This window comes from Cupriavidus yeoncheonensis (assembly GCF_905397275.1).
GTDB lineage: Bacteria > Pseudomonadota > Gammaproteobacteria > Burkholderiales > Burkholderiaceae > Cupriavidus > Cupriavidus yeoncheonensis.
In genome coordinates this window covers 38436-64252 of the sequence record NZ_CAJPUY010000002.1, presented here as the reverse complement: position 1 = coordinate 64252, position 25817 = coordinate 38436, and the positions used below count along the sequence as shown (strand labels likewise).

At 52.6% G+C, this 25817-nt stretch carries 19 protein-coding genes; 18 read left to right on the top strand and 1 reads right to left on the bottom strand.

Annotated elements, in window-relative coordinates; all coding sequences use genetic code 11:
* The first annotated feature begins 13 nt into the window (after window positions 1–13).
* The 10 genes from rfbC (at window position 14) to KHO22_RS02515 (ending at window position 13433) form a co-directional block, all read left to right on the top strand.
* Entirely contained in the window at window positions 14–565 is a 552-nt protein-coding gene (gene rfbC, locus KHO22_RS02560; protein ID WP_211945538.1) for a dTDP-4-dehydrorhamnose 3,5-epimerase, read from the top strand.
* Between the two features lie 972 nt (window positions 566–1537).
* Entirely contained in the window at window positions 1538–2977 is a 1440-nt protein-coding gene (locus tag KHO22_RS02555) for a mannose-1-phosphate guanylyltransferase/mannose-6-phosphate isomerase (protein ID WP_211945537.1), read from the top strand.
* Between the two features lie 282 nt (window positions 2978–3259).
* The gene (locus tag KHO22_RS02550) at window positions 3260–4465 is read left to right on the top strand and encodes an FkbM family methyltransferase (RefSeq protein ID WP_211945536.1); all 1206 of its coding nucleotides are present in this window, start codon (window positions 3260–3262) and stop codon (window positions 4463–4465) included.
* Complete coding sequence (locus KHO22_RS02545; RefSeq protein ID WP_211945535.1) at window positions 4465–7551, top strand: glycosyltransferase family 4 protein; 3087 nt, start codon at window positions 4465–4467, stop codon at window positions 7549–7551. Before KHO22_RS02550 ends, KHO22_RS02545 begins: the two co-directional genes overlap by 1 nt.
* On the top strand, window positions 7548–8588 hold the full coding sequence (gmd, locus tag KHO22_RS02540) for a GDP-mannose 4,6-dehydratase (protein WP_211945534.1): 1041 nt from the start codon (window positions 7548–7550) through the stop codon (window positions 8586–8588). Before KHO22_RS02545 ends, gmd begins: the two co-directional genes overlap by 4 nt.
* Before the next feature lie 19 nt (window positions 8589–8607).
* A complete protein-coding gene (locus KHO22_RS02535) occupies window positions 8608–9489 on the top strand; it encodes a GDP-mannose 4,6-dehydratase (protein WP_211945533.1) in 882 nt (293 codons plus the stop codon).
* Window positions 9486–10637, top strand: coding sequence for a glycosyltransferase family 4 protein (locus KHO22_RS02530; protein ID WP_211945532.1), 1152 nt, complete (start codon window positions 9486–9488; stop codon window positions 10635–10637). The genes KHO22_RS02535 and KHO22_RS02530 overlap by 4 nt, the downstream gene beginning before the upstream one ends.
* 15 nt (window positions 10638–10652) lie before the next feature.
* Window positions 10653–11801, top strand: a complete 1149-nt coding sequence (locus KHO22_RS02525) for a glycosyltransferase (protein WP_211945531.1) — start codon at window positions 10653–10655, stop codon at window positions 11799–11801.
* A gap of 71 nt (window positions 11802–11872) precedes the next feature.
* The gene (locus KHO22_RS02520) at window positions 11873–12673 is read left to right on the top strand and encodes an ABC transporter permease (RefSeq protein WP_230426727.1); all 801 of its coding nucleotides are present in this window, start codon (window positions 11873–11875) and stop codon (window positions 12671–12673) included.
* A gap of 16 nt (window positions 12674–12689) precedes the next feature.
* The gene (locus KHO22_RS02515; protein ID WP_211945530.1) at window positions 12690–13433 is read left to right on the top strand and encodes an ABC transporter ATP-binding protein; all 744 of its coding nucleotides are present in this window, start codon (window positions 12690–12692) and stop codon (window positions 13431–13433) included.
* Between the two features lie 140 nt (window positions 13434–13573).
* Here the strand turns inward: KHO22_RS02515 and KHO22_RS02510 are convergent, their stop codons facing one another.
* Window positions 13574–13717, bottom strand: coding sequence for a hypothetical protein (locus KHO22_RS02510; RefSeq protein ID WP_211945529.1), 144 nt, complete (start codon window positions 13715–13717; stop codon window positions 13574–13576).
* A gap of 166 nt (window positions 13718–13883) precedes the next feature.
* Here KHO22_RS02510 and KHO22_RS02505 point away from each other — a divergent pair, with 166 nt between their 5' ends.
* The 8 genes from KHO22_RS02505 to KHO22_RS02465 all read left to right on the top strand — a co-directional run bounded on the left by KHO22_RS02505 (window position 13884) and on the right by KHO22_RS02465 (window position 25811).
* On the top strand, window positions 13884–14375 hold the full coding sequence (locus KHO22_RS02505) for an ATP-binding protein (RefSeq protein ID WP_230426726.1): 492 nt from the start codon (window positions 13884–13886) through the stop codon (window positions 14373–14375).
* Between the two features lie 441 nt (window positions 14376–14816).
* Window positions 14817–15845 carry a glycosyltransferase gene (locus KHO22_RS02500; RefSeq protein WP_211945528.1) on the top strand — a complete coding sequence of 343 codons (1029 nt, stop codon included), beginning with the start codon at window positions 14817–14819 and terminating at the stop codon, window positions 15843–15845.
* Complete coding sequence (locus tag KHO22_RS02495; protein WP_211945527.1) at window positions 15842–16987, top strand: NAD(P)/FAD-dependent oxidoreductase; 1146 nt, start codon at window positions 15842–15844, stop codon at window positions 16985–16987. The genes KHO22_RS02500 and KHO22_RS02495 overlap by 4 nt, the downstream gene beginning before the upstream one ends.
* Window positions 16988–17782, top strand: a complete 795-nt coding sequence (locus KHO22_RS02490) for an NAD(P)-dependent oxidoreductase (protein WP_211945526.1) — start codon at window positions 16988–16990, stop codon at window positions 17780–17782.
* Entirely contained in the window at window positions 17779–18612 is an 834-nt protein-coding gene (locus KHO22_RS02485) for a sugar phosphate isomerase/epimerase family protein (RefSeq protein WP_211945525.1), read from the top strand. The genes KHO22_RS02490 and KHO22_RS02485 overlap by 4 nt, the downstream gene beginning before the upstream one ends.
* A gap of 365 nt (window positions 18613–18977) precedes the next feature.
* On the top strand, window positions 18978–19802 hold the full coding sequence (locus KHO22_RS02475) for a glycosyltransferase family 2 protein (RefSeq protein WP_211945523.1): 825 nt from the start codon (window positions 18978–18980) through the stop codon (window positions 19800–19802).
* Window positions 19803–19817: 15 nt separating this feature from the next.
* The gene (locus KHO22_RS02470) at window positions 19818–21239 is read left to right on the top strand and encodes a hypothetical protein (RefSeq protein WP_211945522.1); all 1422 of its coding nucleotides are present in this window, start codon (window positions 19818–19820) and stop codon (window positions 21237–21239) included.
* 9 nt (window positions 21240–21248) lie between these two features.
* Window positions 21249–25811 carry an FkbM family methyltransferase gene (locus KHO22_RS02465; RefSeq protein ID WP_211945521.1) on the top strand — a complete coding sequence of 1521 codons (4563 nt, stop codon included), beginning with the start codon at window positions 21249–21251 and terminating at the stop codon, window positions 25809–25811.
* Window positions 25812–25817: the final 6 nt, after the last annotated feature.

Sequence of the window (25817 nt, the reverse complement as noted above, 5' to 3'; positions counted from 1 at the left end):
AGGGGCCGAAACAATGAAATTGACGGTAACAGCCACGAAGCTTGATGGCGTAATGGTTCTTGAGCCGAAGGTGTTCGGCGACGACCGTGGATTCTTTCTTGAAAGCTTCAATGCCAGGGACTTCGAGACGGCCACTGGGCTGCGGCCCGAGTTTGTTCAGGACAACCATTCCCGTTCGGCGAAGAATGTGCTCCGCGGCCTCCATTATCAGATCCAGCATTCTCAGGGGAAGCTCGTGCGTGTTGTGTCAGGCGAAGTCTTTGATGTTGCCGTAGATCTGCGCCGATCGTCGCCGACATTTGGACAATGGGTCGGTGTGAGGCTGAGCGCTGACAACAAGAAACAGCTTTGGGTACCTGAGGGGTTTGCGCATGGTTTCGTAGTCCTCTCCGAGTCAGCGGAGTTTCTCTACAAGACGACTGACTATTGGTACCCGGAGCATGAGCGCAGCCTTCTTTGGAGTGATGAGACGATTGGCATCGAATGGCCTACTGAAGGTCAGCCAGTCCTTGCTGCCAAGGATGCAGCAGGCAGGCGGTTGGCAGAGGCGGAAGTCTTTGCGTGACCTAGGAAGTCGCGCGGTGGAATGGGGAACGCAGGTAACTCGACACTTGCTCGATACAAGTTACCGGCAAGAAAGTGGCCAAGTGTGCAGGACGTTGGCCCACAACCAGTTGTCTACGACAACTGCAACCGGTGCGCATGGTCTGGCTGGGCATTGCACTAGTGCTGCGCCATTCGTCGGATGGCAGGCCAGGGCCTCAAGGTCCTCGCGGCTCCGTGTGTCTCGCCTGGACAACTAGCCGCGTGGCAGCTTCGTGATCGCCCCCCTTATTGCGGGCAGACAAGGACGCATCTTGGAGCAAGCGGTTGCTTTCTTTGAGCAGGTTCGTCCAAAATACTGGGTTCGCGCCAACAGCCGACCATCGGGCCGGCTAGATGACTTGGGCTGCACCACGTTTTGGATGTCTGAACGCTTGGTGCACAGGCCCTTGGTCTTGTCAGCGCATGCAGGATTGCTCTGCAAAGTCGCCACCCCTCTGCTCTAGAGCTAGTTGATGTGGAGCAGTCTGCCCTCATGTAATTGTCGTCAAACGGCATACACATACATGGTGATGGTGCCAATGGATGTGGCGGGGACAAGAGCGCGAGCCTTGCACACTGATCGTGAAAGGCAATTCCGCCCGGCTGTGCTGGCGGGCTACACGATTGGTGACAGGAACGGCTCTTGCTGAACTCCCGCATTCCCCCGATTCTGTAAGCACGTGTATCGGTAGGAGTTGTTATTTGTGATGCATAATTCACAATTACACTCCCGGTTGAGTGAAGCTCGCGTCGCTTGTTGCAGCGGTTTGGGTCTTTAGATGGTGGGATCGGTTTCAAATTTGTGTGCTAGCAGTACGGCGTGCTCTTGGCAAGTACAGATGGTCGGCTTGCGCCGAACCTTACAGCTGGCAAGACAAATTTACACGGCTATTACAGGGGGGCTGGAGCGCTCCGTTACAATTCGCGACTAAGCCAAGAGAAGCGGTCAAACATGCAAATCATTCCAGTCATTATCTCCGGTGGGGCAGGAACCAGGCTGTGGCCGGTTTCCCGTGAGGCGTTCCCCAAGCCGCTGCTGAAGCTTGCGGATGGGGAAAGTCTGCTCCAGAAGACTTTCAAGCGGGCGACTTTGTTTGAGGATGTGCCAGAGGTCGTGGTCGTCACAAACCGGGAGACTTTTTTCCTGACTCGGGATGAGTGCCAGGAGGTGAATGAGGATCGCATTCCGCTTGGGTTTGTGCTTGAGCCGTTTGGCCGGAATACGGCAGGGGCAGTGGCATCGGCGGCATGCTGGGTCAAGCAGCATCACGGCGAGGATGCGGTGATGTTGGTGTTGCCTGCAGATCACCTGATTGAAGACCTCGAACAGTTCCAGTCCGCAGTGAATGCTGCGGCTGCGGCTGCGGCCGAAGGGCGCATCGTGACGTTCGGTATTCGCCCGACCGCTCCCGAGACTGGCTATGGCTATATCGAGTTCGATACGAAGCGAGGATTGGACGGCGTTCATCCTGTGGTCCGGTTCGTCGAAAAGCCGAAGCTGGACGTCGCCGAGGCGCTCGTTGCGGGTGGCTCGCATCTTTGGAACTCGGGGATGTTCTGCTTCAGCGTGAAGACCATCCTCAAGGAATTCAATCACTTTACTCCCGACCTGCTTCGGGCTTGTGAAGGCAGCTTTGCTGCTGGTGCTGTTTCGACGGCTGATTGTTGCCGCGCTCTGGAACTCGAGGCGGCACACTTCAAGCGTGTCACGGACATCTCTATCGATTACGCGATCATGGAGAAATCGGATCGCGTCTCGGTCGTGCCGAGCAATATGGGATGGAGTGATATCGGCTCTTGGCATTCCATTAGCGAACTGACGCCACCGGATGCACAGGGTAATCGTATCTATGGCGATGCGCTGTTGCATGGTGTCAGCAATTGCTATATCAAGAGCGATGATCGAGTGGTCGGTGCTGTGGGTGTAGACAATCTGATTATTGTCGATACCCCAGATGCGCTGCTGGTGGCAAACCGCGATTGTACGCAAGACGTGAGGCACATCGTCGGTCAGCTCAAGCAGAACGGGCATGATAGCTACAAGATCCATAAGACAGCGCACCGCCCATGGGGTACGTACACGGTGCTGGAAGAGAGTGACCGTTTCAAGATCAAGCGGATCGTGGTGAAGCCCGGTGCGCAGCTGTCTTTGCAAATGCACCACCACCGCAGCGAGCACTGGATTGTGGTGAGCGGGACCGCCAACGTTGTTAACGGCGAGCAGATTATCTCGCTGCAACCGAATCAGTCTACCTATATTCCGGCCGGGCATAAGCATCGGTTGATTAATCCCGGTGTGATGGATCTCGTGCTGATTGAGGTGCAATGTGGCGAGTACCTGGGTGAAGACGATATCGTGCGCTTTGCAGATTCGTATGGTCGGGTAGTTTAGGAAAATTCGGACGAGTAAATGGTGTAATACCTCATGGCAACGGTCCGGTGTGTTCGTCACTAACGCCTGATGCATTAGCTAGCCGCCTGTTGTTGCCTTATTTTTCGGCAAGAACCGAAGTCCGCGCTGCTCGTCTGCACCTTGTTGAGTCAGCACCATGTGAGGGGGCGCCAGTCCGGGATGACAGGCTTCCTGGTCAATTCCTAGAGCTGAGCTAACAAGGTCCCGGATGCTTTGTGCCAGAACGGGCACTGGCTCCCCCATGTCCAGAACAGTAAGGTAATGACCATTACGTCGTACGCGCAGAACCTCGAAGACATCGTGTTGTGGCGCGCGTTAAAGCAAGTCTCCAACGGCTTCTATGTCGACGTTGGTGCGAATGACCCGGACGTTGACTCAGTTACGAGGCTTTTCTACGAGCACGGCTGGTCGGGTATCAACATTGAACCGGAGCACGACTACTGGCGTCGCCTCAGCGAGGCGCGAACGCGGGACGTTAATTTGCCCATCGCGGTAGGGGAGTCCAAGGGGATAGCTTCCTTTTACTCTGTCCCGCAGCGCGGGCTTTCAACGCTTGATCCTACGGTTGCCGACGCATATCGTGCCGGTGGCACTGATGTGGTCGCCCATCAAATCGAGGTCGATACCTTATCAAACGTTCTAGACAGCTATGCAACTGGCCCCGTTCATTTTCTCAAAATTGATGTGGAGGGTGCCGAGGGCGCAGTACTGAAGGGCCTCAATTTGAAGGTCTGGCGTCCTTGGGTGCTGGTCGTGGAAGCCACCAAGCCCAATAGTACCGAGCCGAATCATCAGCTGTGGGAGTCGTCCGTTCTGTTGGCTGGATATAGCTTCGTCTATTTCGACGGACTGAATCGCTTTTACGTTGCCGAGGAGCAGCGGAATCTGGAAGGCGCATTCGGAGTACCCCCTAACGTATTTGACGATTTCGTTATTGATCGCATGGTTTCTGTGGGTCGGGTCGAGGAACGGCAGGCCGATGTAGCCGAAAGAGCGGAGATGGCAAGACAAACTAGACAACGGGAATCGGACCTTGCCAAGGTGGTTCGACGTTACGAGACTCTCTGCACGGAACTCGAACAGATGCGAACCGAGAACCGCAGATTGCAGGCCAGCCTCGATGCTGTGTATGGTAGTACGTCATGGAGACTTACCAAGCCGCTGCGGGCGTTCGCCAATACGCTGCCTGCAATCAGACGGCCAAGAGCGAGTGCTTTGGCAATCTCGAAACGCGTGATCAGGGCATTGGTGCCGATTGTGCAGGCTCAGGCATGGTTGCGCCCGATCCTCAGGTGGATCGCCAGGCAATTCCCGGGGTTTTGGGATTGGTTGATGCGCCGCGTCCGCGGTGCTATAGCTAATGAGGTGCTGGTCGTCCCGTATCTCACCGAAGATGCACAGATGTTTAAGGCGGCACTAATCAATCGGCTGCACACAGAAAATAAGATCTCCGGGGAGCCTTCCTGATGCGGCTTTTGCTTGATTTGCTTCCTTGCCAAACCACGTCCCGATTGCGCGGCATTGGCAGATACGCGCTGGCATTGACAGAGGCGCTAGTGCGCTCCCGGGGCTCGCATCAAATGCATGCTTTGGCGGATGCGCAGTTCAGCAAGGCGTGTGACGAGTTGCGCGCTACCTTGTCTCCCACGCTGGGCGCAGGGCGTTTGGCCAGTTATCGTCATTGCGGTGTTTCTGCGCCCGAGGATGAACGGTTAGCCGCAGGTCTGGTAAGCGGAGCCTATCGAGTCCTCGCTCCCGACGCAGTCCTGTGTCTGAGTCCATTCGAAGGTTGGGGCGAAAACGGAGTTGTGCCCGATCCTGGTGTTCGTGTGGGGTCCAGCCTGCGTGTGGCCGTCTTGTACGATTTGATTCCGTGGCTCTTCCCTGCGCAATACTTGAATGGCTCGCCTTCGTATAAGGCGTGGTACACAAAGCGCCTTCAACAGCTGAAACGATTCGACCTGCTGCTGGCCATCTCGGAGGCGACGCGTCAGGATGCCATCCAGCAGCTTGGTATTGATCCGCACCGAATTGCCGTCATCGGTGGTGCTGCGGATCAGCGGTTTCGTCCGCAGGCTCCGGGCGAAGCCCTCGGGGATATTTCCCGGCTTGGCATTGAGCGCCCCTTCGTTTTGTATACCGGGAATGCTGACTACCGCAAAAATCTATCGGGCATGTTGCAGGGCTTTGCTCGCCTGCCCGAGGCGGTGCGACGCGCACATCAGCTTGTGGTCAACCAGACGGGAGACCGTCTGACGTTCTGGAAACAGGCGAAGGCGCTTGGCCTGAGCGAAGATGACATTGTTGTGACTGGCCACGTCGATGACGATGAACTTGTCGCGCTCTATCAGCAGTGCAAAGTTTTTGTTTTTCCATCTCTTTATGAAGGCTTCGGCCTGCCGGTGTTGGAGGCGATGGCCTGTGGGGCGCCGGTCATTGCGGCCAATAACTCTTCGATTCCGGAAGTCATGGGTCGAGCCGATGTGCTGTTTAGTGCTGAGGATCCGCAGTCCATCGCCGGGACCTTATCAAATGTGCTCGCACATGAAAGCTTGCGGCAGGAGCTGAAGACATTTGGCCTTGCTCGGGCAGCGGCTTTCAGCTGGGATGATGTAGGTGCGAAAGCCTGGACGGCTATCGAGCAAGCGATGGAACTGCCTCGATACAGCGCCAATGATGCTGCACCGGTAGGTGATTCGTTACGGCCTGCAGTTTCACTTGTCACCGCTGATGCTGTCCGCTCTGGCCATGAACCAGATCTTGCCAGGCAACTCGCCAGCCGGCTGTCTGTCTTTGCGAACGTTCTAGAGCAGGAGCAGCCGAGCTCGCCGGCTACGATCACTCCTGGTTCGGCCGAGCCGGCGCCCTTTGGTGGCGCGTCAGGTTGCGGACTGACGATCTACGCGTGCGAGAGCCCATCACCGCCCGCATCACTGTTGTATGAAATGCGTGCCAACCCAGGTGTACTTGTGCTGGGTTCTTCGGGACTGGCGGGCAATTACCCTGAAGCGGGAGTCCGTGCGCTTCTTCGGCCTGCAAATGGCAGCATCGGTGGCGATCGGACTAGGCCGCCAGCAACCCAGCATCTATTGGCATCCTGTCTGGTCGTGGTTACCCAAACAGAGCATTCCGCAAGGGCACTGCAGGGACATTGCGCCAACGGTTGGTGCCCTCCGATTGCCGTGGTTGACATGGCAGGTGACCGTACCGAGGATCTCCAGTCGATTGTCGATAATGCTTACTACCTTTCGCCTTCGCGCCTAGTCGATGAAGTTGCACAGGTTTTGCATGGATCTGCGGTTGATGAATTATTGATTGATCGGATCTCTACCAGCGTCGGCCATAACCTGAGGCTCAATCGGCGTCGGCGCCTCCTGATCGATGTCACGCAGTTGGCCAAGAACGACGCGCGTAGCGGAATTCAACGTGTGGTCCGCAATATCGTCAGGGAACTGTGCCGGGGCACGGAAACGCCCCCCATTGAAATTGTGCGGCTCGTGAAGGGCAGGCTGGTTCGCGCCAGCGGCGTGGTGGCATCGGTGTTTGAGTGCGAGCGTGACGCCTATGGTGAATCGTTCATCGATGTTCAGCCCGGCGATTTCCTGCTGATGATCGACTCGTCCTGGGAACAATATGAGCAGTTCCTGCCGGTCTTCGAGCAAGTCAGGCAGTTCGGGGGGCGCGTCATCTCTGTGGTTTATGACCTGATCCCGATCCTGCATCCTGAGTTTTGCAGCCCAGGCCTAGTTTCCGTCTTCAGCAAATGGCTGCGGCTAGCGGTAGGGGAAAGCGATATGCTGATTTGCATTTCGGGAGCCGTGAAGACGACCCTGGAAGCATACTTGGCAAGGCTGGGGGAGGCACCCCCGCGCCCGCTTTTGTTAGAGCATTGGAACCTCGGCGCAGACTTGGTGGAGATTGATCGGGAAGCGGAAATTCGGGCAGCCGTACTGGACGTGATCACAGACCAGTCGCCACTATTTCTCCTGGTAGGCACGATTGAACCGCGAAAGGGGCATGGTTTTGTCCTCGATGCCTTTGAGCGGATCTGGGCTGCGGGCGGCGATGCACGATTGTGTCTGGCTGGAAAGCAGGGTTGGCACGTTGAGGCGCTGGTGTCAAGGATTCGCAACCATCCCATGAATGGGAAAAAGTTGTTTGTGATCGAGGATTTCACCGACGCAGAGATCAACCGCTGCTATGAGAATGCAACCGCGTTGATTGCCGCCTCGACGATTGAGGGCTATGGCTTGCCAATCGTTGAGGCCGCAATGCACCAGGTACCGGTACTCGCGAGCGATATCCCTGTGTTCCGCGAGGTCGGTCGAGACGGTGCACTGTACTTCCAATTGGGCGTACCGTCTTCGCTGCAAGAAGCAGTGGATCACATTTCGAAGATGACAAAGGACGAGCGTCGGGCGTTGGCGGGTAAAATTCGCCCCATCACCTGGCGCGAGAGCGCCCAGCAGCTGGCCAGCAAGCTGTTTGAGGATGGCGCCGGCGGCCTTGCAAAAGCGCAGACAATTAACTTTTCTTCAGGAACCGAACAATGACTCAACGTGCTGCAGTAATCACTGGCGTGACTGGCCAGGATGGTGCCTATCTTACTGAGCTCTTGCTGGAAAAGGGCTATACGGTCTATGGCACCTATCGTCGGACCAGTTCGGTCAATTTCTGGCGGATGGATGAACTGGGAATTACCCATCACCCAAATCTTCACCTTGTGGAGTTCGACCTGACCGACCTGAGCACGTGTATTCGCCTGCTCCAGGCCAGTGGTGCCACCGAAGTCTACAATCTGGCCGCCCAGAGTTTTGTCGGGGTTTCATTTGAGCAGCCTGTGACCACTGCCGAGATCACGGGTGTGGGGGCCCTTAACCTGCTCGAAGCTATCCGAATCGTCAATCCTAAGATTCGCTTCTATCAGGCTTCAACTTCCGAAATGTTCGGCAAGGTGCAGGCCATCCCGCAGATCGAGACTACACCGTTTTACCCGCGTAGCCCATATGGCGTTGCCAAGCTGTACGCGCACTGGATTACCGTCAACTATCGCGAGTCTTACGGCATCTTTGGCTCCAGCGGTATTCTGTTCAATCATGAGTCGCCACTGCGCGGGCGCGAGTTTGTAACACGCAAGATCACCGATTCGGCAGCGAAGATCAAACTGGGCAAGCTGGACGTGCTTGAGCTCGGCAACCTGGATGCCAAGCGGGACTGGGGCTTTGCCAAGGAGTATGTCGAGGGGATGTGGCGCATGCTGCAGGCTGATGAGCCAGATACCTTCGTTCTCGCCACCAATCGCACGGAAACTGTCCGGGACTTCGTGACGATGGCCTTCAAGGCTGTGGAGGTTTCGATCGAGTGGAAGGGCCGCGCTGAAGACGAAGTTGGCATTGATGCCGCGACGGGCAAGACCATAGTTCGCATCAATCCGAAGTTCTATCGACCGTCCGAAGTGGAATTGCTTATCGGCAACCCCGCCAAGGCCAAGGAAAAGCTGGGTTGGCAACCTCATACGACACTCGAGCAACTATGCCAGATGATGGTTGAGGCCGATCTGCGGAGGAATCAGGTTGGCTTCTCCTTTTAAGGTGTCTACGGAGCTAACCATGCGCGCTATGCTCACTGGAGCTCGAGGTTTTACAGGGCGCTACCTCAGCGACGCACTGCAGCAAGCTGGTATTGCTGTGGTGAAAACCTGTGCCGACGTTGAAGGTGGCGGCGTGGGCGACGTAGCGCTTGATATCACGGATATAGAACAGTGCCGACGCGTCATCGACGAGTATCGGCCGAACTATATCGCGCACCTCGCAGCTATCAGCTTTGTCGCGCATGAAGATGCACTAGCGTTCTACCGGGTCAATGTCCTTGGCACGTTGAACTTGCTGCAGGCCTGCGCCGACGTTGGCCATGAGCCTGCGAAGATCCTTGTAGCCAGTAGCGCCAACGTGTATGGGAACGCGTGTGAAGGCGTGATTGAGGAAAGCCAATCGCCGCAGCCCGTCAACCACTACGCGACGAGCAAAGTGGCGATGGAGTACATGGTGCGCACTTGGTTTGACCGGCTCCCCATCATACTGACCAGACCATTCAATTACACAGGAGTCGGCCAGGCTGGCCAATTCCTGGTGCCGAAGATCGTGTCCCATTTCAAGCGGCGCGAGGCATCCATTGAGCTCGGCAATCTAGATGTGACGCGCGATTTTTCCGATGTGCGTACAGTGGCGAGTGCCTATGCTGCGCTGTTGCGCGGGGCCGCAAGCGGGGAAACGGTCAATATTTGCAGCGGCCGCCCATATAGTTTGCGCGACATCATTGCGGCTATGGAGCGCGCGGCCGGATATGAGATCGAGGTCCGTGTCAATCCGGCATTCGTCCGTCAGAATGAAGTCCGCACGTTGATTGGCTCTGCCAAGAAGCTGGATGAGCTAGTCCCCGATCTGGAAAGGCCTGCATTCGAAGAGACCTTGCAGTGGATGTATGCAGCATGACCGAGCTGCTTGAAGAGGAACTTCAAGGCGAGCTTCGTGTTGGCCTGAGTTTCCAGAGGCACGGCACAAGGGCCGATGGCATTGGTGTCTACACTGCAGCATTGGCGCGCGCGCTTCCCAACTCACGGTGCAAGCCTACGCCGTGCTTCTACTCTTCTCCGGGTCTAGTTCGCAGGACTGCTAAAACTACCAGCGTCTCCGGCAGTATCGCATTTCCCCGGTCGTTCCATGCCCAGGCAGCCTTCAGCAGCCTGGGCTGGCCATTGCGCACCGAGGGACGGATTGACGTGTACCATGCCACGGATTTTCACGTCGTGCGAATGGATTGTCCGGTCGTTGCAACACTCCATGATGCGGTTCCTCTGAAACATCCGGAGTGGACTTCCTCCCGACTGCGCTGGCTAAAGAACTGGCAGATTCGACAGGCGGGGCGCATCGCTGATCATGTCATTGCTCATGCGCGCGCATCAATTCCCGATCTGGTGGAATTCTTTGGAATCGAGGAAAGCAAGATTTCAGTGGTGCCGTGCGGCATTGATCGCCACTGGCTCCAGCCGGTCGAAACGGCCGACGCGGCGACCGTTGTTAGCCGGTTCGGCCTGATACCTGGATATTTCCTCTTTGTTGGCACCCTTCAGCCTCGCAAAAACGTCGCGCGAATCTTGGCGGCGTATCTTACCTTGCCAAAGAGCGTCCGCGAATCATGTCAGCTTGTGATCGTCGGGCGGGCAGGTTGGAGTTGCAAGTCGGAGGTTGAAGCGATTCGTGCCGCGCAAGCAAAGGGGGAGCGGGTCGTATGGCTCGAATCCATTACGGGAGAGAAGGACCTCAAGGCAATCTATGCCAATGCCGGGGTGTTCGTGTTCCCCTCGTTATATGAGGGATTTGGTATCCCCGTACTCGAAGCCTTCGCTTCGGGAGTGCCTGTCATTACGTCGAACAGTTCATCGTTGCCGGAGGTATCCGCTGGCGCAGCCATGGAAGTTGATGCGCTTAGCGTAGACGATCTCGTGGCAGCGATGGAGCGGCTGGCGGAGGATCAGAATTCACGTAACACATGCATCGCCTTGGGTCGGGAGCGTGCGCTTCATCTGTCGTGGGAAAATACCGCGAGTCTAACTGCCGAAGTCTACCGAAGCGTCATCTGAGCTGCCGGACCAATTATGCGCGTATTACACGTCTTCAAAACGTACTATCCTGATTCCTTTGGCGGCGTCGAGCAAGTGATACGTCAAATTGCCCTATCTTCCCGCCCATTGGGCGTGGAAGGGCGGGTCTTCACGCTCAGCAAATCTGCGCCCCGTGTGCGTTTTGTCCATGATGGTGACATTGAGGTCATCCAGGCGCCTTCATGCATAAATATAGCCTCAACGCCACTCTCACTTTCCGCGCTCAAACCGTTTCGCGACGCATCGGCGTGGGCGGATGTCATTCATTACCACTTTCCATGGCCTTTCGGTGACGTGTTGCATTTGGCTGCACGTCCTGGAAAGCCGTCGCTGCTTACTTATCATTCAGATATAGTGCGTCAGCGTACTCTGCTGCAATTCTATCGGCCGCTGATGCGACAGTTTATCAGTAGCATGGATGCCGTTGTCGCAACGTCTCCAAATTATGTAGAAACTAGTGAGACCCTGCAGCAATTCCGCGGCAAAGTTTCAGTCATACCCATTGGCCTGAACGAGGCCAGCTATCCGGCGGTTAGCCCCGATCGGGTTGCATATTGGCAGGCGCGACTCGGAAACCGTTTTTTTCTGTTTGTCGGTGTTATCCGCTACTACAAAGGCTTGCATATTTTGCTCGATGCGATCGCTGGAGCACCTTTTCAAGTTGTTATCGTGGGTGCCGGCCCAATCGAATTTCAATTGCGCAAGCAAGCGGAGCAACTAAAGCTCGACAACGTTCATTTTCTCGGTGCATTGCCGGATGAGGACAAAATGGCATTGTTGAAACTTTGCCGAGCTGTGGTATTCCCATCGCATTTGCGCTCTGAGGCTTACGGCGTAACGCTTCTTGAGGGTGCCATGAATAGTAAACCATTAATCTCCTCTGAAATCGGAACAGGAAGTAGCTTTATCAACATCGATGGCGAGACGGGCCTGGTGGTGCCGCCCGGAGATCCACTCGCATTTCGAAGTGCAATGGATAGATTATATGCCGACAGTGGCCTTGCGACGACCATGGGCGGCAAGGCTCGGCAGCGCTTTGAATCCGAATTTACGGCGGAAAAGATGGCGGCGTCATACGTGAAGTTGTACCACCAAATTCTGAAAGACAGTAAATGCACTCCTGATACTTCATACGTGACGTAATTTGATGCTCGTACTGCGGCGGGGGCTTATATCCTCGTAATTGTAAATTTGTGACTAACTCGGTATTTCTAATGCGGAACGGTTCGGCAAATATTGCTATTTCTGATATAGGAGCGGCATCCAAGCGCTATTCCTTAGTAGCGATGCTGGGGTGGCAAGATGTGCGTCAACGTTACAGGCGATCGGCCCTGGGGCCATTTTGGCTTACCCTTAGTATGGGGGTGATGATTGGTACTATTGGCGTCGTGTTTGGCCAGATTTTTAAATCGCCCTTGAAGGAGTTTCTGCCATATCTTAGCGCGGGTATGATTCTCTGGACTTTTGTTTCTTCCGTTATTATGGAAGGGTGCACCGGATTTATCGCTGCGGAAGGGATTATTAAACAACTCCCCATTCCATTGTTCGTCCATATCCTGCGCATGATTTGGCGAAATCTCCTGATTCTCGCTCACAATATCGTGATCTTGCCGCTCGTCTTCCTAATAGTGGGCAAGCCCTTAAGCATTGTTGCATTTCTGAGCATTCCTGGCTTGTTGTTGGCGATTGTTAATCTGATGTGGGTTGCCTTGATTCTGGCAGTCCTATGCGCAAGATATCGCGATCTCCCCCAAATGGTGAATAGCGTTCTGCAGGTCATCTTCTACTTAACGCCTATTATGTGGCTGCCGAGCAGCCTGCCTGAACGAGCCGGCCTCTACCTGCTGGATATGAACCCTGTCTATCACCTGCTCGAGATTGTTCGTTCTCCTCTTTTGGGGCAACTACCAACCGCGACGAATTGGAACGTGTCGCTGGCGCTGGCGTTGATTGGATGGGGCGTCGCGATCACCGTGTTCGGCCGCTACAAGCATCGCATCGCCTACTGGCTTTAATGGAGGAAATTGAACGGTGGCGTCTATAGAATTCAAGGATGTTTGTGTTGATTTTCCTATTTACAATGCAAGTGGCAGATCATTGAAGAAACGGTTGATCCAGGTTGCGACGGGTGGTCAACTAGGAGCCAACGAGCAAGGTCGCGTTGTGGTACGGGCATTAGAAGGCCTTAATTTTTCCCTAAAAGACGGAGATCGAGTCGGATTGCTGGGGCACAACGGTGCGGGTAAAAGTACGCTGCTTCGGCTGTTGAGCGGCGTTTATGAGCCATCTTCAGGTACCGCCCAAATCAAAGGCGATATCGGGTCGCTGATCGATATTTCCTTGGGGATCGATCCTGAAGCGACAGGTAGGGAAAACATTTACCTTCGCGGAGGACTCCTAGGCATGACCAGAGCCGAAATCGCGAAGCAAATTGACGCAATTATCGAGTTTTCCGAGCTTGGGGATTTCGTCGATATGCCGTTACGTACCTATTCGACTGGCATGCATTTGCGCTTGGCGTTCGCGGTCTCGACCATTGTTCGACCGGAAATTCTACTGATGGATGAATGGCTTTCGGTGGGCGATGAAGGCTTCAAGCACAAGGCCGAGGCGCGCATGGCCGAGCTGGTCCAATCCACTAATATATTGGTGATTGCAAGTCATTCTAGGGAGCTGATTTTACATACATGCAATCGCGTTATCTGGCTGGAGCATGGGAAAGTCCGCATGGATGGTGATCCTCAATCGGTGGTTGCAGCATATTTTGGAGCGTGATGAACAGACACGACTGTTAAGGCGTGGATCTGAGGTCGTATCACTGTTTCTCGCAAAGCGAGTGGCGAGAAATTTCTCAGTATCCATAACCGTGGCCGCACTTCGCCGTCGCTGAGACCCACGGCGTCAGACCGAAGGTGTCAGTCCTCTATCGGGTGATGGTCAAGAGCAAGATGGAGCACTTTAGCCGCCATCTGCCGCGCGAGTGCTCCCAAATCGCTGGCGATACTGTCGAGCTTGAGGTGCACGCGCAGCCTGACAATCTTCCGATGCTGGAGATTCATGCGGCAACCTCCAGCAGCACTCATACACTGCCTGCGGATGTTGCGGGGCTTTCGGCTTTTGCGCGGCAGCCCGCGGCACAACTTCGAGAGAACACAGCGGCAGATGTCGACGTAGGAGTGCTGCCTGCTCATCTGCCAGTGTGGTCGGACGCTTGCGCGTAGTTGCGTGCACGCGCAACCACGCCGCGACGATCGGTGCGAGCATCGCCGACTTCCTGGCGCGACTTCCCTGCAGGCCGAACACGGTGCACGCCAGGAGCGCAAAGCGCCGGATATTCACGAAGCTTGCGTTCCTGCCGAGCATCAAGGCGCTGGAGCAATTCGACTTCGGCTTCGCCAGCATTCTCCGGACGAGCAGATACAAGAGTTGGCCAGTCTCGCATTGATCGAGCGGGCTGAGAATGTTTTGCTGCTTGGGTTTTCTGGCGTTGGCATGACGCACATCGCAAGCGCGCCCGCCTATCGGGTAACGCGGGGCGGGCATCAAGAGGTGCTTCACTACGGTCACCGACCTGTGATGCGACTTGCGACGGCGCGCCAACGGAACCGATTGCCCGAGTTCTTAAGCCGCGCGATCAGCGGACCGAGGCTGCTCGTCATCGACGGCTCGCCGCCGTTCTGGCGTGAAGAGGCCGACTCCTTCCGTATTGGCGAGTGACCTTGCGTTTACCCAATGGCCCCGGCGTTCGCAGATCAGCGTTGACGGCAGATCATGCACATCGTGCAAATTAGTGACGAAAGCTAGAGACTGAATGCCAGTCCCAAAGCCGGGCAAGTGGTCCGGCGGACGGGCGCGAAAGCCGCCGCATGATGCAGGATCCGTTGAGTCAGATTGACTTCTGCGACGCGGCGGGCTTGACATGAGGAGGTCGTCTGATACAGACAGTCACTCTGACGGAGCGGTTCTGATCATGGCTCGAGGTGTCCAAATTGGCTCAGGGCGGCCTCGGGGCGAGGAGTACAAACAGCGGGAGCCTAAGCGCAGGGAGGCTCACGCTGCATCGCAGGAAAAAGGGTGACGGAGCCACCCTCACAGCTTAAAATAGCAGTCTTCATGATAAATGGCGCTCGCTAATTCGCGGGTATTTGGGGGCACTTGATGGCAAATTTCCCGATTTTTCTTTCGGTTGTATATATAGTCCGCAACCACTCCGCCCATTTAGAGCATCTCCTAACAAATGCAGCCGGCTTTCTTTCGTCCTTGGTCGCCGACCATGAATTGATTGTGGTTGATAATGGCTCGGACGACGAGAGTGTGGCAATTCTTAAGAGGCTGACTAACGAAAATGGGCTACCAAATTTGCAGGTATATGCCTTGACTAAGGAGGTAGACGCCGACACCGCATCGTGGGTCGGCCTTGAAAATGCACTAGGTGATTTCATCGCGGTAATTGATCCGTTAGCAGATGAGATCATCTTTTTGCCTGAAATGCTCGATACTGCTGTCTCTGGTGTGGATGTCGTTTTTGCAAATAATCGGCAGAAGTCATCGCAAAGTTGGGCATACCGTTGCGCTAACGCCATTTTTAATAGACTCTACAAATCGTTCAGCGGGATTCACTTGGCCAAAGAGGCGCCCCAATACCGTCTTCTGAGCAAACGGGTTGTCAACTTTATCTTGCAGCACCCGCAACCGGCTGTAACGTATCGCCATCTGCCGGCAACAGGTGGCTTTGCACGGGCCAATCTCGAGTACAGCGCCAAACCAAGCGAGCTACGCGAGAAGAGGCTTAGCGAGAGTGTGGATCGCGGTATGCGACTATTGATCTCGACAACCCGAGCGCCCATGCGGCTCGTGACCTCTCTCTCGCTATTCGGTGCCGTTGCCAACCTATTTTATTCAATCTACGTGGTCGCTATTGGTCTATTTAAGGCAGACGTTGCCCCGGGATGGATCAGTTTGTCATTGCAGCAATCCGGGATGTTCTTTCTGATTTCCTTGGTGCTCCTGGTGCTTGGCGAATATATCCTTAACATGGCCAGCTTGTCGAACGAAGGGCCTCTCTATCATATTGGTCAGGAGTTCACGAGCGCTCGCATTACACGCCGAGAAAAACTCAATATTGAAGTAGTGGAATCGCAGGCCATTAGAGCGCCGGTTTCCCCGTCTAGACGAGTTGCCGGATGAGGCTGTCAGACAATAAAGTGGATGCGCTAATTATTGGAGGCGGTTTTTATGGCTCCGCGATTGCCGTTTACTTGGCTAAACAGCGAGGCCTAAAGCGCATTCTTCTCGTTGAGCGTGAGACGTCACTATTGGCGCGTGCCTCATATAGCAACCAGGCACGGGTCCATAATGGCTATCACTATCCACGTAGTTTCACGACCGCCTACCGGAGTCGCGTCAATCTGCCCCGATTTGTACACGACTGGCCACACGCGATAAAACAGGATTTCATCAAGCTCTACGCCATTGCTCGTCGCAACTCCAAAGTCACCGCCAAACAGTTCGAACGCTTCTGCCGGGAGATCGGCGCAAGGATTCAACCTGCTGAGTCGCATCTTCGAAACCTCTTCGAGCCTCGACTGATTGAGAACGTGTTCCTCGTAGAAGAGTATGCTTTTGACACGAGTCGCCTAGCTCAAAGCGCACAACGTGAATTGGAAGAGAGCGGTGTGAGGGTTCGATTTCAGACGCAAGTGAATGCAATATCCAGGGGACCCAGGAACTCGTTGATAGTTGTTATCCAATCAGACGAAACTTCTATTGATGAAGTGATCGATTGCCAATACGTTTTTAACTGTACGTACAGTGGTCTTAATCAATTTCAGGGCGAGTTCGGGGGCACCCGAACGAGATTGAAACATGAGATCACAGAAATGGCACTGATGCAAGTCCCCTCTGTACTTCAAGGACTGGGTATCACGGTTATGGACGGCCCTTTCTTCTCAATGATGCCCTTTCCGGCGCGCGGTTTGCACACACTCTCTCACGTTCGTTACACCCCACATTTGAACTGGAGCGATGAACGGGGGATAGATCCATATAAAAGGCTCGCATCCTACGAGTGCGAAACTCGGGTAGACCGAATGGTTAGAGACGTGCGGCGATATCTGCCGTCGGTGACAGGCGCAAAGTATGTCGAGTCTCTTTTTGAGGTTAAGACGGTTCTTGCAAAGAACGAAGGGGACGACGGTCGACCTATCTTGTTTGAGCGGCACGTCGAACTCCCCGGATGTTACTCCGTACTCGGCGGAAAGATTGATAATATTTATGACGTCCTTGAGCTGCTGAACGCCGAACAGTTTGGAAGCGTCTTGGAGAATTAAATGAAAAATGCGTTGATCGGGTTTTCAGGGTTCGTTGGGGGTACGCTGCTCAAGCAGACAAAATTTGCGGCGCTATATCGTTCTTCCAATATATCCGACATTAAAGGCGAGGTATTTGATACAGTCGTTTGCGCTGGTGCACCAGCCCAAAAATGGCTTGCAAATCGCGAGCCGCATTCAGATCGCCAAAAAATCGAAAGTCTAATTGCGCACTTGAAAACTATAAAGTGCAAAACTTTCATTCTGATTAGTACAGTCGATGTCTTCAAGAATCCGGTCGGTGTGGATGAAGATACCATTGTCGATGTTACTGGGCTTCATGCCTACGGCACACATAGGCGGTTTCTTGAGGAATTTGTGGAAACCCACTTCTCAAACTATCTGATTGTCCGCCTTCCTGGGTTGGTGGGGCCAGGTCTACGCAAGAACGCTATTTTTGATTTCTTGAACGAGAACAACCTGCACTTGATTGACAGTCGAGCGGTATTTCAGTTTTACCCAATGATCAATTTGTGGTATGACATTAGAATTGCTCTCGATGTCGGACTGCGTCTGGTCCATTTTTCTGCAGCACCAATGAGTGTTGCAGATGTTTCCCTATATGGTTTTGGTAAGATCTTTAGCCACGAATTGGCTGGATCTCCCGCACGATACGACATGCGCACCCGACACGCAGCAGCTTTTGGAGTGCAGGGCGATTACCAATACAGCACCCGTGAGTCGATTCAAGCGATTCGGGCCTTCGCGCAGTCTGAGGCGATGACGTTGAAGTTGGAGGCGGGAGTAACAGGATGAGGCTTGCGATATCTAACATTGCCTGGGATGTCTCGGAAGACGAGACGGTCGCCCAATTGCTAATGCACTACGGCATCGATGCAATAGATATTGCACCGGGAAAGTACTTCCCTTTGCACAACAATACCACCAAAGAAGATGTGGCGCGGGTGAAGACCTGGTGGGCAGAGAAAGGTATCGAAATTACCGGTATGCAGGCATTGCTATTTGGAACCACTGGATTAAACCTGTTCGGTTCCGATGAGGTACGGGAGAAAATGCTCGCACATCTTTCGGCGGTTTGTCGACTCGGCGCCGAACTGGGAGCCCCACGGATAGTGTTCGGGTCTCCCAAAAATCGGGACCGTACGGGCCTAGGATTCCAAGAATCATTGGAAGTGGCAGTGTCATTCTTTAGACGGCTTGGTGACATTGCTATGTCACATGGAGTTTTCATTTGCCTCGAGCCGAATCCACCCTGTTACGGCGCGAATTTTATGACAACGAGTATCGAGGCTGCTCAAATGGTTAGATATGTTGACCATGCGGCGATCAAGATGCAATTTGACACCGGCGCATTGACGATCAATGGAGAAGCTGCTGCAGCCGTGCTGAAGGATTGCGCTCCCTTGATTGGTCATATTCATGCGAGTGAACCGGATCTACTTCCTCTCGGTGATGGTCGAAGTGATCATGCACGGATAAGTGCGGCAATTAGGCGATACTTGCCCGAGTCGATCGTCTCGATCGAAATGGTAGCGACCAACAATGAACCGCACCTGGTGTCAATCGAAAGAAGCCTGAAGGTAGCTAATGAACATTATCGAAATGTTTGTGTGGTGACTCGATGAAGTGGCTCATTCTTATACTTGGTATCACTACTAATGCGTCTGCCAGCGTTCTAATAAAAATGGCGATGATACCACCACGAAGATTTCCAACGCTATCCGACCCGATGGCCTTTGTGCTTAACTGGCCGTTTTGGTCCGGGCTGAGCCTATATGGCGGCGCGTTCCTGCTCTACGCAGCGGCTCTTGCTCGCCTACCGTTAAATGTAGCGCACCCAATACTTACGTCTGGGGCCGTTGCAACAGTTGCCTTGTTCTCCTTTTTTATTTTTGGGGAGCCGATCCACTGGACTGCTGGCGTCGGTATCTTATTAGTAATAGCTGGAGTGGTTCTCATCACTGTTCATGCAGTGTAAGAGATAAGAAGCATGAATCTGACCTCAAATATTTGCCCCGACGTTCGAGCGACTTGGGATGTTCCGGCGTTCGAGGTACCGCTTTGGTTACGTCGACAGCATCGTTGGTGCGTAGTAATTCCAGTGATCAACGAGGGTGATCGCATAAAAGGGCTTCTGACAAGAATGGCAGCATTGAGCATTGCCAATACGGCAGACATAATAATTGTTGACGGCGGTAGTGATGACGGATCCCTTGAATTGACGGGGCTGAAAAAGGCGGGAGTTTGTGGTCTTTTGGTCAAAAAAGGGGCAGGCAAGCTCAGTGCACAACTCCGCTGTGCCTATGCCTTTGCGTTAGATCAGGGTTATGAGGGGATCATTACCATTGACGGCAATGACAAAGATGACCCGGAGGCAATTCCCCGGTTCATTGATGCTTTGAAGGATGGGGTGGATTTCGTACAGGCCTCTCGCTTTTTACCCGGGGGTAAGGCTGAGAATACCCCAAAATTGAGGGATTTGGCTATCCGCTTCATACACGCGCCGATGTTAAGTCTCGCCTCGGGCTTTAAGTGGACGGACACTACTCAGGGATTTCGTGCATACAGTAGAAGGGTGCTCCTCGATCCCAATATTGCCCCGTTTCGTAATGTGTTCATGAGCTATGAACTCCTCGCGTATTTTTCGTACCGAGTGCCGAAGCTTGCTTACCGATGCGACGAGATCCCAACTATTCGGAGATATCCGGATGGCGAAGTTCCGACCAAAATTAGCAGTTTCAAGGGTAATTTAGCCATTTTGAGTACACTAATTAAAGTTTGCGTCGGAATCTATAATCCGCGCTCGGGTGTGTAAATGCACGCAAACTCGATGACCAAACTGAAGGCGCTCGGAACGCCAGTGCGTATCGCTATCCTCGGTTATGTATTACTAGTAACGGCTTTCTATCCGGGGTTCATGTCTCCGGATTCCCTTGTGCAGTATTCAATTTCCAAAACATTGGAATTTAATGATTGGCATCCACCTATCATGTCGTGGGTTTGGTCGATGCTGGATGTTTATGTTGACGGACCGCAGGGGTTATTGCTGTTTCAATTGGGATTGTTTTGGCTGGGATTGTATGCTTGGTATCAAAAATATAGTGATAAGAGATATTCTTGGATAATCCTGGGGGTAGGATTTTTGCCGTGGATTGTGAATTTTTCCGGTGTGCTATGGAAAGATGTTGAGATGGCGTACGCGCTTCTCTTGGCCATGGGTTTGATCATTCAGAAGAAAACCCGAGCGAGAATGGTGGTAGCGCTTATTTTGGTCTTTTATGCGATAAATCTTAGATACAATGCTCTCTTTGCTGCGATTCCTATCGTCGCTCTAATGTTGAGACAATGGTTTGATCGCACTTCCAAATATGGAATTGCCGCTCTTGCGATGGCGCTTTTGGTCGTGTTGATCGCGCTTGGAAATGTTCTTAATTATAAAGTTCTGCGGGCGGTGAAATCGAGTCCATCCACCTATATGATGGTTGATGATCTTTCCTATTTGTCGATGAAGAGAGGTAGAAGTTTGATACCCGGAATTCCGATGGATGATATACGGGATTGCGCCAGCCAGGAGGTGGGGGAAAACAAACTTGTTGGAAGGGACTTTTGCCTTTCTCGTAAAGAGAGTTATTCGAGAAGTGATCTTTATAGTTCTCGAACTAGAGATGTTTGGCGTCGGGAAGTTGTTGAAGATCCTTTCAGTTATTTGTGGTTTAGATTATCGGCCTTCTCCTATTTGCTTCGATCATCGAGCATGGAGCCGTTTTACATTTGGCATCCTGGTATAGATGAGAATAAAATGGGGATTAGACAGGCTCAGAATGGTCTGACGGTAGCGGTTGAATGGTACGTTAAATCATCCGCTGCAGCTATTTCGTTTTTCTTCAAGCCGTATTTTTGGCTTCTTCTTTCGCTGGCACTTCTTTGGGTAACATTTTTATCCGCCAAGACTGCGTCTACAGCGGTTGTTAGAGCATTATTAATATCTGCTCTTCTTTATATTCTTGGCTACGTGCCAGCGACGCCCATGGCAGATTTTCGATATGTTTATTGGGCCGTGCTTGCTACTAGTGTAGCGTTCTCCGTCATGGTTACCGAGACAGCCTATGTCCGGAGTTGGAAGTTTACCAAATTAAACATGCTGTTCGGAGTATTGATCGTTGCGGTGGTGCTATTAGTTAGTAATTCTGATCGCTTCTTCTTCGTCGATTGGGAGAAAATGACGTCGAATCCGATCGGTGCGAAAGGCTAGGTTGCGAGAATGAACAATTTATATGTCGATAATTTACTCATGGGCGGATCCCGAAATCTCATTGATTCGGCCAAGGCACTTGCTTTCGATGAGGTGCTTGACGAAAACGGCAGTAATCTAGCTTACGCCTTGTCCGAAGCTCTGATAATTACCGATTCAAAACTAATATCCGCGCTCCGTGCCGATCAGGACGGGGTTAGCACATGTATTCGCCTGCTTTCCAAGGCGGGTCACTTGGAGGCCATCTTCGCACTGATATCCAACATCAGCATATCAGCTGGTGATTCGATTCAGTTGGAAGCAACAATAGGTCAGGGTCTCAATGGAGACGTGTCGGGTGCTCATAAGTGGATGCTGGAATACGACATTATTGGGCAGAGGCTGGAGATGATTCGGTCGGTTATTTTGCCTTATGTCGAGGAAAATTGTCCGGAAAAGCGACTTTTTTGTGCCCTGAAGGCGTACGAATTCGAATCGCTTGCTCTCGGGGAGACGCTTATTGATCCGCAGAAGATCGGTGAAGTTATTTTTGCTGCGCGAAATTGCAGAAACCTTCCTGCGCTGAGTGATATTAAGAAATGCGACTCCCTGCGGTCACAGACTTCTTTTCAACTTGTTTTACCAAATGAAATTTTCAACATTCTCTTGCGCCTAGCCTGGGTTGCAGAGGATTATGTATTCGATTTGATTGATCGTTACTCAGAAATAGAATTCATAGCAGAACTGAGGAAGCTTGGAAAGATTGTTCCCGTGTACTTGATCCCCACCCACCTCGGTTATCCGATGGGAGGGGGTGAGTCCTTTATGCATCAAACATGCAGAATTCTGAGTGAATTTGGCGTGAAATGCGTTTGGGTAAGCTTTCTCCACCCGGAAAAAGGCTGGTATATAGAGGACTCGGTCACCTATACGCCCTACTACGTGGATGTTCGTTATGCAGGAGGACGATGTAGGGAAGACATGCAGCGGGCAATCGACGCTTTTGGCCCGGATCTAGTACACGCGCAGGGCGGCACTAACGATGCGGCAATGGAGATTGCCGAAGATTGTCGCCTCACGACTATGATTGGATATCATTTCTGGAGCGGCTTGGTCGACCTTGGGGAGACCGGTAATCGTCATATTCTGGATAATTTGGAGAATCACCAATTGAGGCCGATGATTGGCCATCAATCCGGATTGATTTCGAAGTACGTAGCATCAGAGTTCATGCAGGACGTCTATAAGCGCCTAAATGGCGCGGAGGAACTGCAGGTACTACATCCGATATCCGATAGTGCTCAATTCTTGGCGAATAGGGATGATTCTGGCACTTATGTGCTGCAGGTCAATGTTTGCGCACTGAAGGGGGGGGAGATTTTTCTTGAATGTGTTCGGGCGCTGGGGGCTGTTATTCCATTCATGGGAATACAGAGCGAGCCAGAACCTTCGGATCTATTTACGCGCTTGGCTGATGAAGTTGGCCGTCATCCGCTTTGCGAGTTGAAATCATATGGCAATGTGCGTGATTTTTACCGCACAGCTCGCTTGGTTATTGTTCCAACTCTAGTGGACGAGACATTCTGTCGCGTGGCTTTTGAGGCGGCCATGAACGGTATTCCTGTTCTTTCGACTGCCAACGGGTATTTACCTATGATGCTCGGCGATGCTGGAGTCTTTCTTTCTGAGAATCCGGCGGAATGGGTAGAAATGATAGCGAGTCTCTATCACAACGAAACTCGATTGAGGGAAATCGGACAAGCGCAACAGTCTCGCCTGCGTGCGATGTTTGGAAGTGATTTTCGCGGGTTTATCCGGACCGCCATGGGGTTAATTGATAACTCGGTCAATCGTAATGTCGGCATGTTTACGATTTGGGGTGATCAGGGGTTGGGAAATCTCTCTCACACATACAGTAAACTCTTGCGTCGAGTTGGTTATAAAGTCCACATATTTTCAGCGCAACCGTACGCGATGAATGGAAAAGGGCTTGTTAGGCAAAGTAATCCTGATGATTGGAGTGCGCCTTCCCACGCCGATTCTATTTATTACTCCTTGAACGATCGGGAAAATGTTACCGTTCATGAAATTACTCAGTTCATTCTGGCAAACAATGTTCACACATTGATTGTCCCTGAAATCTGCTGGTCGCAAAATTGGGAGCGTTTGTTTGCTCTCAAAGTAAACCGATTGGAAATCTGCAGCGTTCCGATGATCGAGATTGTCATTAAGGAGGAGATTTCTAATCATAATAGACTGACATCGACTTTCTATTGTACCAGGTTGGCCGAGTCCACTCTTTCTCGGGAGGGGATAAAGAATGGTGCTTTCTTGGGGCACGGATTTGGTAGTCCGCTTCCGGGTAATAGAATTCGGGAGAAGCGGGCCAGGTTGGCGGACCGCTCAAAGCTTCGTTTTCTGCATGTTGCGGGTCATAATCCTAAGACTCGAAAGAACACTCCTCAGGTGATAGAGGCCTTTTCAAATGCGTTGAAGCTGCGTGACGATATCGAGCTGACCGTAACTTCCCTCGACTCCGTATCGTCTTATTACTCCGGTGAACTGCCAGAGAATATCACAATTATTGACAAGAGTTTGTCAAGGGAAGAGATTTTGGCTCTCTACGAAGAGCATGATGTCAGCATCCAGGTTTCATCGCATGAAGGACTTGGACTCGGATTTTTTGAGTCCATTAGTAGGAGCACGCCGGTAATTTCCCTTAATGCTCGTCCACACAACGAAATTGTTCTCGAAGGCCGAACTGGTTGGTTGATACCGGCAGCACCGGTACCTGTTCCGGACAATGCGAGAGCCATTGTGGATGGATGGTCCTTCAATACACAAGACCTTGTGTCAAAAATTGTGTCGCTGGAGAAGGGAGAAGTGGATCGGATGATCGTTTCTGCCGGAGAAGTATTTAAGCTTCAGTTTGACGAGGTTGCATTGCTTACCCGGTTCCTACAAATATTGCCTCGCCCCTCGGCAGTGCTGCCGACTGCAGTTGCCGAAGGCGAGGATCCGGCGACAGACAACAGCGGTAGGGATTGCTCGGCGATCGCCCCGGCCGACGCTGACACTAGTCCGAGAGCTTTGAGCACAAATCGGTCATACGCTATTCAACTAAAACCATTTATTAAACGCAAGGGTCTTAAGCTCGGGCGATGGCTTTACGAGTTAGCGAGACCTGTGACCCGTCGGATAGTATTGCGAGTCAAGGCATTGATGATTGAAGCTAACGCGGATTTGCGGAAAGATAATTCAGATTTGTGGCATGACAATCGAGAGCTTCGTCAAGCGGTTGCGAACCTCGCGAAGATGACCGAGGAACGATTTGCTAGTGTCAGTTGGCAAGTATCTGGCCTCGGTAGGACAATCTCTGCACACGTCGGGCCGGGGATTAGAACGGGCTCAATTCATGATGCGGATCGCGGGAAAATGTTTGCACGGATTGCCAATGACGTTGAGTTTATCAAACACCGATATGCCAGCTATGCCGGGCCTGGCATGGCACTTACTTATCTAAGGGATGAGAGTCCAATTTTTGTGAATACCGGCGACCTCGGGTGTCCATCACCAATCATCAATGGTGGTATTTGGGAGCCGGATAATCTCGCAGTTCTGTATAGTTTTCTGACTGATAAGAGTGTATTTTTGGATATTGGAGCGAATGTCGGATATTTTTCCATTGCCCTGGGTAACCGACTGAAGGGTGGTGGTAAAGTATTTTCTGTGGAACCTCATCCGACCCTGACTAACTTGCTTCAGCGTAGTCTGCAGTTGAATGGACTTGAGAAGGTGGTGCAGGTATTTGAATGTGCGGCCTCCGACCAAGATGAGATCTTGGATTTATTTTTTCCCGATGGCCATCTTGGCCAGGGATCCTCCTCTCGAATTTCGAGTGGGCGGGGGCAAAAACTGGCGGTGCGAGCAAGGCTTCTCGATGATTTATTGCCCGCAGATTTGGCGGTCGATTTGGTGAAGATCGATGTGGAGGGGCATGAACTGAGGGTTCTCCAAGGGATGGGAGACGTTCTCAACCGTTCACCCAACGCGAAGATATTATTCGAAAAATTGGATTCCGCAGGGAACGTATCAGACGAAATCGGAGAATTTCTTTCTGGTCGTGGATTGGCACTCTATGGGGTCGGGCCATTTGCGACTCTTGTGCCATTGGAACTGAAAAGTAGCTATTGTGAATGGGTCGGCGATGTATTGGCAGCCCCGTCGGCGGCCGTTGATAGCTTGTGTCGAACCGGATTTTCAGTGTACCCGAATCAGTTGTATGGAGATGGGGTCGAAGGCGGGATTGCAAAACGTTATTTAGGCAAGGATGGCAAAATACTATTTGCTGGGCCTAGATGGTTTTTGCGGAAAGGGAATTGGAAGTTAAGGTTGCATGGTCATATTCGAGGGAAGGTCCGAGTCATTTTGGTTGAAGGGGGGGAGTCGCAGTTGGCAGAGTTTGAATTGTCGGAGGACATGCTAGAAACTAATTTTGTAGTGCGTGATGACATCACGCATTTCGAAATTCAAGCTTATGCTCAGTCTATATCGGTTATAGATCTAGAGCGCATCGAGTTCCTAACGGCCTAGGAAGAG